This is a genomic window from Anaerotignum sp. (genome assembly GCF_030625865.1).
GTDB lineage: Bacteria > Bacillota > Clostridia > Lachnospirales > Anaerotignaceae > Chakrabartyella.
Genome location: NZ_DAOUQB010000014.1, coordinates 13,112 through 28,128 on the forward strand (window position 1 = coordinate 13,112; position 15,017 = coordinate 28,128).

16 protein-coding genes and 3 tRNA genes are annotated in these 15,017 nt (G+C 39.2%); 3 read left to right on the forward strand and 16 right to left on the reverse strand.

Translation table 11 applies throughout. The features are described from left to right. Positions 1-59 precede the first annotated feature (59 nt). Positions 60-1,667 (reverse strand): CvpA family protein, encoded by a 1,608-nt coding sequence (locus P9Q65_RS05690; protein WP_304508453.1) that lies wholly within the window; start codon positions 1,665-1,667, stop codon positions 60-62. Positions 1,668-1,832: 165 nt separating this feature from the next. Between P9Q65_RS05690 and P9Q65_RS05695 the strand changes: the two genes are divergently transcribed. Continuing rightward, a complete protein-coding gene (locus P9Q65_RS05695; protein WP_304508404.1) occupies positions 1,833-2,492 on the forward strand; it encodes an adaptor protein MecA in 660 nt (219 codons plus the stop codon). A 45-nt stretch (positions 2,493-2,537) separates the two neighbouring features. Here the strand turns inward: P9Q65_RS05695 and P9Q65_RS05700 are convergent, their stop codons facing one another. From P9Q65_RS05700 to mazG, 15 genes are all read right to left on the reverse strand, one after another. After that, positions 2,538-3,212 carry a DUF2461 domain-containing protein gene (locus tag P9Q65_RS05700; protein WP_304508405.1) on the reverse strand — a complete coding sequence of 225 codons (675 nt, stop codon included), beginning with the start codon at positions 3,210-3,212 and terminating at the stop codon, positions 2,538-2,540. A 167-nt stretch (positions 3,213-3,379) separates the two neighbouring features. Continuing rightward, positions 3,380-5,359 carry a sodium-translocating pyrophosphatase gene (locus P9Q65_RS05705; protein ID WP_304508406.1) on the reverse strand — a complete coding sequence of 660 codons (1,980 nt, stop codon included), beginning with the start codon at positions 5,357-5,359 and terminating at the stop codon, positions 3,380-3,382. 423 nt (positions 5,360-5,782) lie between these two features. Beyond that, positions 5,783-6,715 carry an AEC family transporter gene (locus P9Q65_RS05710; RefSeq protein WP_304508407.1) on the reverse strand — a complete coding sequence of 311 codons (933 nt, stop codon included), beginning with the start codon at positions 6,713-6,715 and terminating at the stop codon, positions 5,783-5,785. Positions 6,716-6,860: 145 nt separating this feature from the next. After that, positions 6,861-7,403: a phosphatase PAP2 family protein gene (locus tag P9Q65_RS05715; protein WP_304508408.1), complete on the reverse strand. Its 543-nt coding sequence runs from the start codon at positions 7,401-7,403 to the stop codon at positions 6,861-6,863. A 7-nt stretch (positions 7,404-7,410) separates the two neighbouring features. Then, positions 7,411-7,980, reverse strand: a complete 570-nt coding sequence (locus P9Q65_RS05720; protein WP_304508409.1) for a manganese efflux pump MntP — start codon at positions 7,978-7,980, stop codon at positions 7,411-7,413. A gap of 392 nt (positions 7,981-8,372) precedes the next feature. After that, entirely contained in the window at positions 8,373-8,897 is a 525-nt protein-coding gene (locus P9Q65_RS05725) for an ECF transporter S component (protein ID WP_304508410.1), read from the reverse strand. A 153-nt stretch (positions 8,898-9,050) separates the two neighbouring features. Next, positions 9,051-9,123, reverse strand: a tRNA-Val gene (locus P9Q65_RS05730). Positions 9,124-9,151: 28 nt separating this feature from the next. Continuing rightward, positions 9,152-9,223 (reverse strand) — tRNA-Glu (locus P9Q65_RS05735). Between the two features lie 12 nt (positions 9,224-9,235). Beyond that, a tRNA-Met gene (locus tag P9Q65_RS05740) sits at positions 9,236-9,309 on the reverse strand. 80 nt (positions 9,310-9,389) lie between these two features. Beyond that, entirely contained in the window at positions 9,390-9,629 is a 240-nt protein-coding gene (locus P9Q65_RS05745) for an FtsB family cell division protein (protein ID WP_304508411.1), read from the reverse strand. A gap of 19 nt (positions 9,630-9,648) precedes the next feature. Continuing rightward, on the reverse strand, positions 9,649-10,251 hold the full coding sequence (gene yabQ, locus P9Q65_RS05750) for a spore cortex biosynthesis protein YabQ (RefSeq protein ID WP_304508412.1): 603 nt from the start codon (positions 10,249-10,251) through the stop codon (positions 9,649-9,651). Between the two features lie 15 nt (positions 10,252-10,266). Then, entirely contained in the window at positions 10,267-10,545 is a 279-nt protein-coding gene (gene yabP, locus P9Q65_RS05755) for a sporulation protein YabP (protein WP_304508413.1), read from the reverse strand. A gap of 214 nt (positions 10,546-10,759) precedes the next feature. After that, the gene (locus tag P9Q65_RS05760; protein ID WP_304508414.1) at positions 10,760-10,999 is read right to left on the reverse strand and encodes an RNA-binding S4 domain-containing protein; all 240 of its coding nucleotides are present in this window, start codon (positions 10,997-10,999) and stop codon (positions 10,760-10,762) included. Between the two features lie 309 nt (positions 11,000-11,308). Next, positions 11,309-11,584, reverse strand: coding sequence for an HU family DNA-binding protein (locus P9Q65_RS05765; protein WP_304508415.1), 276 nt, complete (start codon positions 11,582-11,584; stop codon positions 11,309-11,311). A gap of 27 nt (positions 11,585-11,611) precedes the next feature. After that, entirely contained in the window at positions 11,612-12,415 is an 804-nt protein-coding gene (mazG, locus tag P9Q65_RS05770) for a nucleoside triphosphate pyrophosphohydrolase (RefSeq protein WP_330695241.1), read from the reverse strand. A gap of 216 nt (positions 12,416-12,631) precedes the next feature. Between mazG and P9Q65_RS05775 the strand changes: the two genes are divergently transcribed. Further along, on the forward strand, positions 12,632-13,486 hold the full coding sequence (locus tag P9Q65_RS05775) for a sulfide/dihydroorotate dehydrogenase-like FAD/NAD-binding protein (protein ID WP_304508416.1): 855 nt from the start codon (positions 12,632-12,634) through the stop codon (positions 13,484-13,486). A gap of 16 nt (positions 13,487-13,502) precedes the next feature. After that, entirely contained in the window at positions 13,503-14,894 is a 1,392-nt protein-coding gene (gltA, locus tag P9Q65_RS05780; protein WP_304508417.1) for an NADPH-dependent glutamate synthase, read from the forward strand. Positions 14,895-15,017 lie beyond the last annotated feature (123 nt).

The following is a 15,017-nucleotide window of genomic DNA, read 5'->3' on the forward strand; positions in this document are numbered from 1 at the left end:
ATGTAATAAACACAGCAAAAACAGCCACCAGCTATTTGGTGACTGTTTTCTGTATTTATTTATTCTAATCCGATTACAACATTCACACCACCGGTTTCTGCAACATATTCTAAAGAAATAGTATCTCCAACTTGCTTTTTCAAAATACTTAAATAATTTTTAACTTCAATTTCAAACAGTTCATCACTGCTGTCTAACATTAGATAATAATAGGTGTTTCCATCTTCAACAATATCCTTCATCACAGTAATGGTGCCGCTTACCTTTGCAGCCTTGTTGGAGTCAATGGTGTTGATTCCGTTGCCCGCCATTAAATTACGATACACCTTTTCACATTCCGCTACCGTATCTCCAATGGCAACAATTTGGTATTTCTGAATATTCACCATAGCATATTTTTTAACCAATCCGGCGCCATCCTTAAGGGATAAGAAATATGTGGGTTCATCGGCAATATTTAATAATATGGGGAAGGTTGCATTATAGCCCAGATGCTGAACCTGCCCTTCCGCCGAAGACATCGCTGAAATTTCCTTTGCCCCGGAAATCTGATAATATTTGGTTTCCTTGGTTCTAGAATTCATCAAAACAAAACCAACGTTGGATTCATCCCCGCCAATGGAAGTCACACCGGTATAAACCCAAACATCATCATCCAACGCAATATAGTTGTAGCCCTCTGTCCCCTGCAAACATTCTCTTTGCCCAAAAATGCTGTTGAGGTAACCTTTTTTCAAAGTACCGTAATAATCATATTGTTCAATCAAAAGGTTTGCATCATACACCTTATCAATCCAGCGAGGTACATCCTCAATGTTGTAATAGGTATGCTCTCCGGTTACAGCGTTTACTACAACAGCACCCTTAATATCCGTGCCCCCAAACAGGCCTATGGTTTTATTCTCAACAGAACATACCCAATAAGGTACACCCTCTTCGTCAATTTCAAAATTAGTGCTTCGAATCATAGCCGTTGGATAACGGAACCGTACATAACGATATAGATTTCGACCAAAATGCTCGAAAGGGGAATATTTAATTCCCTGTTCCAGCTTCACTAAGTCAACATTCTGCGTTGTCATATCAATTTGAATGTATGCAGGAATTCCTGTATTCCGATTCGTTACCCACTTAATCAAATCACCATAACGAAGGGGGGTAACACGTACAGGCTTGTTTTGATAATTGATCTGGTTAAAATATGAACTTACCTCATACTGTGAAACCATATCCACCATACTGCCCATTTCTCTTTCCGCAAGCTTAGCCGCAGAATCACTGTCTAAGATGGGTATTTTATTATAATCAACCTCATGAATATCCGTAGCAAAATCTCCTGTTTCCACGTTTAAAAGCTTATTATAAGCAGATGCACGTAAAATAGGGGAAGATAATATTGTCCCCCCGATAAAAACAGCCAATAAACCAACGGGGATAATCAATAATTTTTTCATAACCTTCTTATTTTTCGCCCGCTCAGTGCTGGTTCTATCCAAAAAAACCGCTCGAAAAATTGTCCAAAAATTAATAATTACTCCCATCACGATTGCCGTTATAATAAACATCCAACTATCACGCGAATGAATATTTAACGGAGGTAAGTAATAATAATACAAACCTGCCCAAATAAGAACAGTCAAAATTAATGGAATCAGCCGCTTTTTCATCACAGCCATCCCTCCCTCTTTGTTAAAATTAATTAAATCTGGCGGTATTACCCTCTTTACATCTTCTCTCCAATTCATTATACTATACTATAATTCACATAGAATGTATAGTGGAAATCTAAACACGACCCGTTTTTCTATTGAAAAGATAAGGAAGTGATTTTTATGAAAATAGAACGTGTTAGCGAAAATCAATTAAAGTTAACGCTTACCAGGGCTGATCTGGTGGAACGTGATTTAAAACTGGAGGATTTAATCAATCCTTCTGAAAAAACACAAAAGCTTTTCCGTGATATTATGGAGCAAGCCTTGGACGAATACGACTTTATCAATGAAAGCACACCGCTTATGGTGGAAGCCGTTCCCGTAGGTGTTGATGGTATTATGATTATCGTCACAAAAATCGACCAAAAAAACAAAAGTGAAAATCCTATGGATCTCCTCTTCAAAAACAAAGAAAACCACAAATGGAAAAAGAAGCCTTTGGATTTTATTGAATCAAAAACCCAGGACAATGAAGATTTGCTCATTTTCTCCTTTCACACCTTAGATGATGCCATCCATGCCAGTCTGCGTTTAAATGACTGCTATCGAGGCGAGAGCGAGCTATTTAAGAGCAATGAAAGATTTTTCCTCGTTTTGCAGGCGGATACATATACCGCCGATGAAAATAATGAAAATAATGATAACATAGAACTATTATTAGATGAATTCGGTCAAAAACACATTTCCACTTCTCTTGCGAAATATTACCTCTTGGAACATGGCAAAACAATGATTAAATCAAATGCCGTTGGCACTCTGGCAAAAACATTTGGTGAATAAAAAAGTCCCTTCAGATAAACAATCGTTTACCTGGAGGGATATTTTTCATTCCACTCTGATTTCTTTCAAAAAACGGTACAGCGGCATTAGATTTTTCCACTTCGCTACAAGCATTTCCGGCAATTCCGCTGAAAATACAACATTCTCCATTTTCTTTGTTTCAGCAACATAAAAGTTCTTTTTGATATACCATGGATATATTTCCTCCGACAACGCCGAACCATCCACTTTTTTATAATTCTCACCCATTAAAGTGAATCCGCTTGGCTCTTCTATCCCCTTAATAACATCAGCAAAAACGTGGGGCTTTTTCTGTATTTTCTCACGAAAAGCCTTTAAATAGGCGGGGGTGGCCTCATAAAGGCCCATCCCATGGTTATACCCCTCCGGTGATAATTCAAAATAAAAAGCAGGGCGCATCTTCCATGCTGTCCCTACAACCAAAGGTTCTTTAAAAACCACCCAACGGCACGCACGATAAGGACTTTTGTCTTTAGAATAACGGATATCTCGATTAATTCTGGAAATCGCCCAATCCAAGTTTTCTCCCGATGCCTTTGCAAACTTCTCCGCCATATCTACAGCAAAGTAATCAAAAGGATCTTTCAGCACCTCTCTATACCGTCCCCTGTTTTGATCCATCCATTCTTTACTATTATTCATTCTAAGTTCCCACAAAAAATCTATCGTTTCCGGCAAAAAGCCCGTAAATCTCTGCATATTCTCAACTCCTTTTCCAACCGATTATAACACAAGCCGTTTTTAGTGGATAGAAGAAATTTTTTACGTTTTTTATGCTTAACTTTCCATCACAAAATAATAAAGGATGTCGACAAAGTCGACACCCTTTATGCTCAAGGAGAAAACATCTCCTAAATTACTTTTTATTACAGAATACTACCGATAGACAAAAACAAAGGTGCGAAAACCAAAGATACTACTGTCATCAGCTTGATTAAGATGTTGATGGAAGGACCGGAAGTATCTTTGAAAGGATCACCAACAGTATCGCCAACTACAGCTGCTTTGTGAGCTTCGCTGCCTTTTCCGCCGTGATTGCCTTCTTCAATATATTTCTTTGCATTATCCCATGCACCACCTGCATTGGACATGAAAATCGCCATAACTACACCTGTTACCAAAGAACCTGCAAGCAAACCGCCCAAAGCAGATGTTCCCAAAAGGATACCAACAACCAAAGGAGCAGCTACTGCCATGATACCGGGTACCAGCATTTCCTTCAAAGCTGCTGTTGTAGAAATTTCAACGCATTTCTTGTAGTCAGGTTTTTCTGTTCCTTCCATAATGCCAGGAATGGTACGGAACTGGCGTCTTACTTCTTCAATCATCTGGAATGCTGCTTTACCAACAGACTGCATTGTAAATGCAGAGAAAAGGAAAGGAAGCATACCACCGATGAACATACCAATGATTACTCTTGGCTCAAGAATAGAAATTTCTGTTAAGCCAACAGCAGTTGCATAGGATACAAATAACGCCAAAGCTGTTAAAGCTGCGGAACCAATGGCAAAGCCTTTACCCATAGCAGCAGTTGTGTTACCAACAGAGTCAAGTTTGTCTGTAATATTTCTTACGGAATGATCCAGACCGCTCATTTCAGCAATACCACCGGCATTGTCAGCAATAGGGCCATAAGCATCAACGGCAACTGTAATACCAGTTGTAGAAAGCATGCCAACAGCAGCCAAAGCAATGCCGTAAAGACCGGACACAGAATATGCAACAAAAGTACCAATTGCAATCAAAATAATAGGAATTGCTGTAGATTCCATACCAACAGCCAAACCGCTGATAATTGTTGTTGCAGGGCCTGTTTCAGACTGATCTGCAATTTTCTTTACGGATTTATAATCACCGGAAGTATAAACTTCTGTGATGATACCGATCAAAAGACCAACAACCAAGCCAGCAATAACCGCAATACCGGCATTCATATTGCCAAAGAATAAATTGCTTAATATCAAAGAAGCAATGGCAACCAATACCGCAGCAGAATAGGAACCTGCCTTCAACGCTTTGTGAGGATTAGACTTTTCATCACCCTTCACAAAGAAGGTACCAATAATGGATGCTAAAATACCCAATGCAGCCAACACCAATGGGAAGGTAGCTCCTTCTGCCTGGAAATAAAAAAGACCTAAAGTAATTGTAGCAATGATAGAACCCACATAAGATTCAAATAAGTCGGCGCCCATACCTGCAACGTCACCAACGTTATCACCAACGTTATCTGCGATAACAGCTGGGTTACGAGGGTCATCTTCGGGGATACCTGCTTCAACCTTACCTACCAAGTCAGCACCAACGTCAGCAGCCTTTGTATAAATACCGCCGCCAACACGACCAAACAAAGCAATTGAGGAAGCCCCTAAACCGAAGCCGAATAAAATGTTTGCATTTTGTGTCAATGCATAGATTACACCAACGCCAAGCAAACCAAGACCAACGACAGACATACCCATAACAGCACCGCCGCTAAATGCGATAGAAAGGGCTCTATTCATACCGCCAACTCTAGCTGCGTTTGCAGTTCTAACGTTTGCCTTTGTTGCAACTGACATGCCAAAATATCCGGCAAGTGTGGAGAGGATTGCACCAACCAAAAAGCATCCTGCAGTCATCCAATCTACACCAAAGCCAATTAAAATAAATAACACTGCAGCAAAAACAACTAAAATACGGTATTCTGCCTTTAAGAAAGCATTTGCACCGTCTCTGATGGCAGCTGCAATTTCTGCCATACGTTCCGTCCCTTCTTCTTCGCGATTAACTTTCCCCGCAAGAACAAAGGCGAACACCAGCGCAAGTACACCAAGTACCGGCGCCAAGTACATCAAGTTTTCCATGATTAAATCCCCCTGATTCTCTTTTGAATTGTTTCTTAAATTAAAATTTAAGTATTATTTCCACCCGATCTTATGATCGGAATAACAAAACCCGACCATCAACAAAATTTATTTGCAGATGTCTGTGTTTAAAAAAAGACAAAGACACCACCCTGTCGTCTGCTTTGGTTAGCCCTGTCCCCAGCAGATTACGAAGTACAGTATCCAACTGCATTCAATCTTGTATTAGTCTCATTCTGTCCCACGCACTAGTATAAACGATTTGTTAATGAAAAATCAAGCCTTTCAGCCATTCATATCCATCTTTTTTTAAAATTTTTACCAATTTTCTATAAAATTACGAAAAAAAAACAAAACTTAGAAAACTTCTGTATTTTAAAATAAAAAATAACGCGATGAAACATTCATCGCGCAATAAAAATTCTAAGCCCTGCATAAAAATTCTGCAACCAAAGGTAGCGTAAAAACTGACAAAATTGTGGAAACAAAAACATACTCAGATGCCCGGTTCTCATCATTTCCATATAATTCTGCAAAAGAAGGCAGTGCCGCCGCCGCCGGCGTTCCCATAAGAACCACCAAAACATTAAGAGCCAAGCCGTGCAAGAATATTCCCGCAATCAATTTTGTAAAAATAGGCATTACAATTAATGTGAGGAAACTAAAAAGATAGACAATTTTATCTTTAAAAATTCTGCGAACATCTGCTGCCGCCAATAAAGTTCCAATATAAATCATTGACAAGCAAACCGTTGTGTTTGCAGAAAACTGCAATGCATCATAAATTGGCGCAGGCAAAGTAATGGAAAATACAAAACATAATACTCCAATAATTGCTGACAAGCAAATTAAGTTCAAAAATGCATCCTTCATCATTTTGCCGAATGTTTTCTTGTTTTCTCCTCCCAAATTAAACAAGAATGAACATGCGGTAAACAAAAATACATTACAAGTAAACATTACCGCCACACAAAATACCAAGCCTTCTGTCCCGTACATTGCCATGATTAACGGCTGTCCCATAAAAATAACGTTGCTGTATACACCGCCGCCAGAAAAAAGACCCAATTCTCTCAAATTCATTTTTTTCATTTTACCTACAGCAAAAAACATCAGTGCACCCAAACAGCATATAAAAAATGTTGTTCCGCAGGTTTTTAGAAAGCCCGCCATAATTTCAGGTGAATATTCTCTTGGCATTAATACAATCATGTTGCATGGTACCGCCACACGGGTTAACACAATCGATAGCCCTTTTGCATTTGGCGTAGAAAGATATTTCTTTTGATGCAGCAGAATGCCTACAGCCATGAGAATTACCATTGTAAGCAATTGCATAATTACAGGTATTGCCATATCCAAACCCTCTTCCCTAAAAACTCGATGCTTCCTTCCCCCCTACTAAAAAAGAATCATCGGCAAACCCTAAAATAAGGATTTATTTTTTCATTTTATATGAAAACAAAGACCTTTTCAATCTTTATTTTACAAAATGCGACTTTTATTTCCACAAATGCGTCTTTGTATAAATACAAATTACTACCCTTGCCACAATCCATCCTAATAACGCTCCCGCCAAAACATCAGAAGGAAAATGCACGCCTAAGTATAGCCGACTAAACCCCATGAGAGCAGCAAAAATAAATACCACAATTCCCCATTTTTTGTTCATTGTATAAATTACAGCCGCCGCCGCAAAAGAGGCGGAGGTATGGCCAGAAGGAAAAGAAAAATCAGCAAGACGTGGGACCAAAATGTCGTACCCAAGTAAATCATAAGGCCGTATCCTAGCTACCATTGGCTTAAGCAGCACATTGCAAACCAATATATTTGCAGCTAAGCAAAACAACAATAATATGCCCCAAGCTCTCCATGGTTTTTTTTTGTTACCTAAAGAAAAAAAGATAACTGCCAATGCAATCCAAAGAAAGCCATTGTTCCCCAACGTTGAAATCAATATCATGGGCTTATCTAACCACGGAGCATGAAAAAGGCTTCTTATCTGTGTCAAAATCATAATATCAATTAATTGTAAGTTGTCCATATTCGTCTTAACCAACTCCCAACGTATGTTCTATTAGAATTTTGGCACCAATTAAAATAAGCACAATACCACCGATAATTTCTGCCTTTGCTTGCATTTTATTGCCCAAACATCTTCCCGCAAATGCGCCAATACATGAAATAATAAAAGAAACAATGCCGATAATGATTCCCGCTTGAAGAATATTTACATTCAAAATTGCAAAACTGATCCCTACTGCCAAAGCATCTATACTCGTTGCCACTGCTTGGAAAAAGAGGAGTTTGTTTGTTAAAGAACAGCCTCCCTCACCGTTTTCTTCCTCCCCCTTCAAACTTTCATGAATCATATTCACACCAATGAGGAGCAATAAAATAAATGCAATCCAATGATCAAACGCCTCTATATATGCTTTTACACTGCTTCCCAATACCCAGCCAATGATTGGCATAAAAAACTGAAAACCACCAAAAAAAACGGCCTGTCTAATGGCATCCTTTTTCCCAAAATCACGAACAGAAACTCCATTGGAAATAGATACTGCAAACGCATCCATTGCCAAACTCACTGCAATCAACAAAATTGCCGAAATTCCCAAAACCTTTTCCTCCAATCTTTTTTATAAAACAAAAAGCCCTAGGTCAAGTAAAATTTCTATAATTACCCTATCTTATTTATAAATCAAAGGCTTACTTACCACTCTAGTTATTTTATAATTATTTCTCAAAAAGTACAATTGGTTTTTTTGGTTATTTTTAATAATAGAAATAGTGAATTTTTGAATACTTTTACCAAATCATGCAAAATTTCGGATCCCCCTGTTCTCTATAAACAAGTATAAGCTTAATTCCTATAAAAAAGAATCGAAAAGTCACTTCCACAAAAAAGGCTTTGTTGTTCGCAATAAGCAAACAACAAAGCCTCTCGTTCCCTTCCAAAGTCAACATAATATTTTCCATGCAACCTGAAAAGTAATTTTTTATTGTAAAATTAGCGTGATAAAACAAATTTATAAATTTTTGCTCGATGAAATGCAATGCCAACCACAAGAAAAATTGCAAGCCCTGCAAATCCCTGAACTAAATTTTCCGGGATAGAAACCGCCGCAACAGCGAAACTGCTCTTTAAGATACCACCACCAATAAAATAGCCAAATACCATCCAAATTACACCCAAAAACGATGCCAGCATATTGCGCATGGTAAAAAACTTTTGGTTTTTCTCCGAAAAAGAGGCAACCCTTCCAATTAAATATCCCATAATCGCTTTGATAATGAAGGTAAATGGTGCCCAGTGTGCATAGCCGCTTAATATGTCCGCCAAACCGGATCCAACACCACCGGCAACCATACCATACTTTGCACCAAAAAACACACTAATCAGTAATATCATGCTATCCCCCAAATGAATATAGCCTTGGGTAGCGGAAACCGGAATCTGAAATAGCATGGTACTCACTGTAACCAGCGCAACCAATAACCCTTGTATACATAATTCTTTCGTTGACATTTTCATTGTGCACCACATCCTCCTATCTGTTAATAAAAAGGTTACCACATCTAACCTATCATCACCAGATAGCCACAGAAAAAATGTAGAATCGTACCCATACAATTAAAGTCATTGTTTCGATACAATTATTCCAAAGATATTTAGACAAAAAAAGAATGGAAGTTACAGGGCTCGAACCTGTGACCCTCTGCTTGTAAGGCAGATGCTCTCCCAGCTGAGCTAAACTTCCATGCTTAAACGATATTAAACTGTCAATATGACCCGTAAGGGAATCGAACCCTTGTTTCAGCCGTGAGAGGGCCGCGTCTTGACCTCTTGACCAACGGGCCCAAAAAGGAAACTAGCGGAGGAGGGATTTGAACCCCCGACACTGCGGGTATGAACCGCATGCTCTAGCCAACTGAGCTACTCCGCCACAAGTCGACCATTCAATTATATCCACTCCCATATAATATGTCAAGCTTTTTTCCTTCTATATTTGCATTTTTATTTTCTTTATTGTCCCCTATTTATGTACAAAACCTCGTTGGGCTTTATCATGCCTAACTGCTCCCTTGCAATCTGCTCTATATAACTGTCACTGTTGTAGTATTCCTTGCGGTTTTCATACTCTAATTTCTTATCCTGTTCCGCTTGAATTTGAGATGCAACAGCTGTCCTCTCCTGTTTGATCTGCTCATAGGCCTTTGCTTGGCACGCAATACTGAATCCAACAGCACAAATAAAAACGCTCAAAAAAATACGAATAAATATTTTATCTATCTTTCGTGTCTTTTTTGACTTTTTTTGGCTTAGCCCATCGTTTCTTTTTCGTTTTCTGCCCATTTGGTTTGTCACCACTTTTCTGCTTTTTCCTGACTGCGATGTGCCAGTCTCTCCGTATTGCGTTTAGTTTTATTTTTGCATAAAACCCACAGGAATGCAACACTTTTCTCTTTAACTTACCGCAAAAAAAGCCCGCTTTCACCAATGGTCTGCGAATCACGAAATAAACCAACCGAAACGGCGTCATTATGATAGTAAACAACAAAAAAAGAATTTTTTTCATCACATAAATCACTTTGTCGCTAATGGCAATCACCAAACGGCTCAATGTCAAAAAATAAATTCCCATACCGCCAAACATTCCTAAAATAGCAAAAAACCGTATTTCACCGTCATTTGCTCCAAGCATTACAGCAAAGGCAAAAAACACTGCACAAAGCCAAAAAAGCCCGTCCTCCATCTGCACCCACAGACGCTTATGGGGTATAATATGGCGAAAAATTCTTAAGCAATCATAGACTACGCCTAAACCGCCCCCTAATAATACCGTTAATAAAAACAATTGCGCCTGCCCCTGCAAAGATAAAATCATTACAATCTCCCCTTTTTATCGAAACAACTTTCCTAAAAAAGAATGTTTTTCCGATAAGGTTCCATCCGAGTAGGTAATGCTATCAAACAATCCCTCCATGGTAATTTCTCCGGCATCCAAGTCAAGCTTTCCCATATGTAATCCTGTTCCTTTTATCATCATCAATCCGCATTCGGTTTCCAGCATAACTCCCTCTTCATCAAAGGATAACACCTCTAAAACGCCTCCCATACGAATGCGCTCTCGCTCCTCCATGGATACTGTATGTCTGCTTCGTTTTCTTTCCTCTGCCATAAAATCCGCCTCCCGCATTTTTCTGTCTGGTAACAATATATGTCCGTTACAAAACTTTTAGACTGCATTAAAAAACACCCTTTGCTCAAAACAAAAGGTGTTTTTATCAAATTATTTATTTTTTTAATTTATATCGTATAAAAATATTTTCATTTAAATTTCACTCTTGTGCAGAAAAGACTGAATTTCCCATTGAAAAAATTTTCAAAGGTTTTTATAGGGAACGATACATTGCAGCTGCATCTTCTTTACGAGGAGATTCCTTTATACTCAATACCTCAATCTTTGTAGTATTACTGCCAAACTGCACCTCAATAATATCGCCCACTTTTACCTCGGCTCCCGCTTTCACTACTTTATCATTCAACATAACTCTTCCGGCATCACAAGCCTCGTTGGCAATTGTTCTGCGTTTAATAATTCTGGATACCTTAAGAAATTTATCAATGCGCAACGAACTTCCTCCTTTGGGTTAAATCGTTCTTCTTACTTTTATCATATGATTCATGTTCATTTAAAATTTTTATTTATAATTAAAATACTTTGAACTTATCTAAATTGAGAAGAATTTGATTTTATAATTAATTAAGTAAATACTATTTTCGTTAAGTAAATTTTCCAAGCGTCTTGTGTGACAAGTTTTTATACCAACTTGCTGAAAATCTGTGGCTAACCATCCACCGAAAATGGCAAAAAATATAAGATATCTGCAAAATAATGAAAGCGCCTTCCTTACGAAAGGCGCGTTATCGGCAAACGGTAATTATTTGTTAATTGCATCTTTCAGCGCTTTGCCTGCTTTAAATCTGGGAGCTTTGGAAGCTGGAATAGGCATTGCCATACCTGTCTGTGGATTTCTGCCTTCGCGAGCCGCTCTTTCTGCAACATCAAATGTACCAAATCCCACCAGCTGAACCTTACCATTATTTGTAAGTTCTTCTGTTACTACATCCTCAAAAGCTTTCAGCGCCTTTTCAGCATCTTTTTTACTCATTTCTGCCTTCTCCGCGATAGCTGCTACCAAATCAGATTTGTTCATTAAAAATTCCTCCTCAAATATAGTTCTTTAATTAATTGGATTTCGATTAGATAAAAACTTCGTTTTTGCTTCATCCCAAAGTAAATCCATTTCTTCCAGAGTCATTTCTGAAAGCTTTCTTCCCTCTGAAAGGGCTGAATTCTCAACATACTCAAATCTATTTATAAACTTTTTAGTGGCTTTTGTCAAGGCAAACTCAGCATTTATTTTTAAAAAACGAGAGATATTCACCAACGCAAACAAAATATCCCCATATTCTTCTTCTTCCGTGCCCAAACCTTGTGTTATCGCCTCTGTCAACTCTTCAATTTCTTCTTTTACCTTTTCCATGGCTGCACCCACATCGTTAAAGTCAAAACCTACGCTCGCGGCCTTTTTCTGCACCTTCTTCGCTCGGAGTAATGCAGGTAACGCCATAGGGATTTGTTTCATTGCCTGACTCTGTGTTGTAATCTGTTTTTCTTCTTTTTTCAGCATTTCCCAGTTCACAAGAACCTCATCCGCAGTATCAACTTTTATTTCGCCAAAAACATGGGGATGACGAAACACCATTTTTTTACAGATGCCTTCAATAACATCCTCTATGGTAAACTTTCCTGCATCCTCCTCGATCTCTGCATGAAAAACCACTTGCATCAATACATCGCCTAACTCCTCTTTCAAGTTCTCTGTATCCTTCCGCTCAATGGCATCCACCGCCTCATATGCTTCCTCCAGCATTGCCTCCCTTAAAGACGCGTGGGTTTGTACTCTATCCCAAGGACAACCGCCCTCTCCACGCAATCTTTTTATAATTTTTACCAAGTCATCCAAATTATACCTTTTATTCAAAATAAATACCTCCATTCTGTCTTATATAAGCTACACTTGGGTTTTTCTCCCAAAAAATAATCAAACTTTTTGTTAATAATGCTCTATAAAAACAGCATTTTTAGGCTTTTGTCCCTTCTCTTTTTGTGATATTATTGATACTATAATTTTATCAAAAAATGTCGTGAATGAAAAGCGGCGAAAAAAAAATCCAAAAAGAGAAAGGAAGTTTGCCTCATGTTTCAAATTGTAGATAAAAGAGAGCTAAACAGTGCAGTGACTCTTTTAGAAATCGAAGCTCCTTTTGTTGCAAAAAAAGCGCAAGCCGGACAGTTTATTATTTTTCGCGTTGATGAATACAGTGAAAGGGTTCCCCTAACCATTGCTGATTATAACAGAGAAAAAGGTACTGTCACAATCATTTTCCAAAAAGTTGGTTTTTCCACAAACCTTCTTGCTTCGAAAGAAATCGGCGACACCATCTCAGATTTTGTCGGTCCTTTAGGTACTCCAACGGAGTATGAGGGGATGAAAAAAGTTGCCGTTGTAGGCGGCGGTGTTGGCTGTGCCATAGCTTTTCCTCAAGCAAAAGCCCTTCAAGCATTGGGCGTTGAAGTGGATGTAATTGCCGGATTCCGTAACAAGGATATTGTTATTTTAGAAGATGAAATGAAAGCCGTATCCACAAACTATTATCTTATGACCGATGACGGCTCAAAAGCAGAAAAAGGATTTGTTACCGATAAATTAAAATCTTTGATTGATGCCGGAAATCAATATGATACAGTAATTGCCATTGGGCCTATCCCTATGATGAAATTTGTCAGCCTGACCACGAAGCCATATGGTATTAAAACAATCGTTAGCCTTAACCCCATTATGATCGACGGTACCGGAATGTGCGGCGGTTGCCGCGTTACCGTTGGCGGCGAAATTAAGTTTGCCTGTGTTGATGGCCCTGATTTTGATGGTCACCAGGTAGATTTTGATGAGCTGATGAACCGCAACTCTATTTATAAAGAAAGAGAAGCAGAAATTTCCAAAGACCATGTTTGTCGTATGGACAAACTGGCAAAGGATTTAATTCATTAAAGGGGGAGTATGAGTCATGGCTAACATGAGTTTAGAAAAAATTAAAATGCCTGAACAGGCACCTGATATCAGAAATAAAAACTTTAAAGAAGTAGCACTGGGCTATACCGCCGAAATGGCAGTGGAAGAAGCAACTCGTTGCCTAAACTGTAAACATAAACCCTGTATAGAAGGATGTCCCGTAAACGTTCGTATTCCTGAGTTTATTGCAGAGGTTGCCAAGGGTGACTTTTTAGCAGCATATAAAGTTATCACTTCCACTAATTCTTTGCCTGCTGTTTGCGGTCGTGTTTGTCCTCAAGAAAGCCAGTGCGAAGCAAAATGTGTTCGCGGAATCAAAGGTGAAGCAGTTGCCATCGGTCGTTTGGAACGTTTTGTTGCCGATTGGTATATGGCAAATTGCAATGAAACCCCTGAAAAACCTGCACCCAACGGCAAAAAAGTCGCAGTCGTTGGCTCTGGTCCTTCCAGCCTTGCCTGTGCGGGAGATTTGGCAAAGGCAGGTTACGAAGTAACCGTATTTGAAGCCTTCCATAAAGCAGGCGGTGTTTTGGTATATGGCATTCCTGAATTTCGTCTGCCAAAGGGTATTGTGCAAAAAGAAATTGATACCCTTGCAGCTTTGGGCGTAAAATTCATGACAAATATGGTTATCGGTAAAGTTCTCTCCATTGATGAAATCATTGAAGAAATGGGCTTTGAAGCTGTATTTATCGGTACTGGCGCTGGGCTTCCCTCCTTTATGAATATCCCCGGGGAAGCATTGGTAGGCGTATACTCTGCAAATGAATATTTAACCAGAATCAATCTGATGAAAGCTTATGAATCAGATTATGATACCCCCATCCGCAATAGCAAAGCTGTTGCCGTAGTAGGCGGCGGTAATGTTGCCATGGATGCCGCAAGATGTGCAAAACGCCTAGGTGCAGAACACGTTTATATTGTATATCGTCGTTCAGAAGCCGAAATGCCCGCACGTTTAGAGGAAGTACATCACGCAAAAGAGGAAGGTATTGAGTTCCACCTTCTTCGTAACCCTGTTCAGATTCTCAATAACGGAAAAGGACAGGTAAACGGAATTGAGTGCTTGAAAATGGAATTAGGGGAACCTGATGCCAGCGGCAGAAGACGCCCCGTTGCCATAGAAGGCTCCAACTATATCATTGATGTAGATACCGTAGTTATGTCCATCGGAACTTCTCCCAACCCTCTGATCAGAAGCACCACAAAGGGCCTGGAATCAAACAGAAAAGGTTGTTTGGTTGTCAATGAAGAAACAAATCAGACAACAAGAGAAGGCGTATATGCCGGCGGCGATGCCGTAACCGGCGCCGCAACGGTAATCCTCGCAATGGGTGCAGGTAAAAAAGCAGCCACAGCCATTGATGATTATTTGAAAAATAAATAATTTACATAATATGTGCACTTCAAAGGTACTGCAAATTTGCAGTACCTTTTTTGAATAATTGGGCAGATTAAGACCGTAAGGGCTTCTCTGTCCACCTTTCTTGGACAATGAACGGGCGATGTT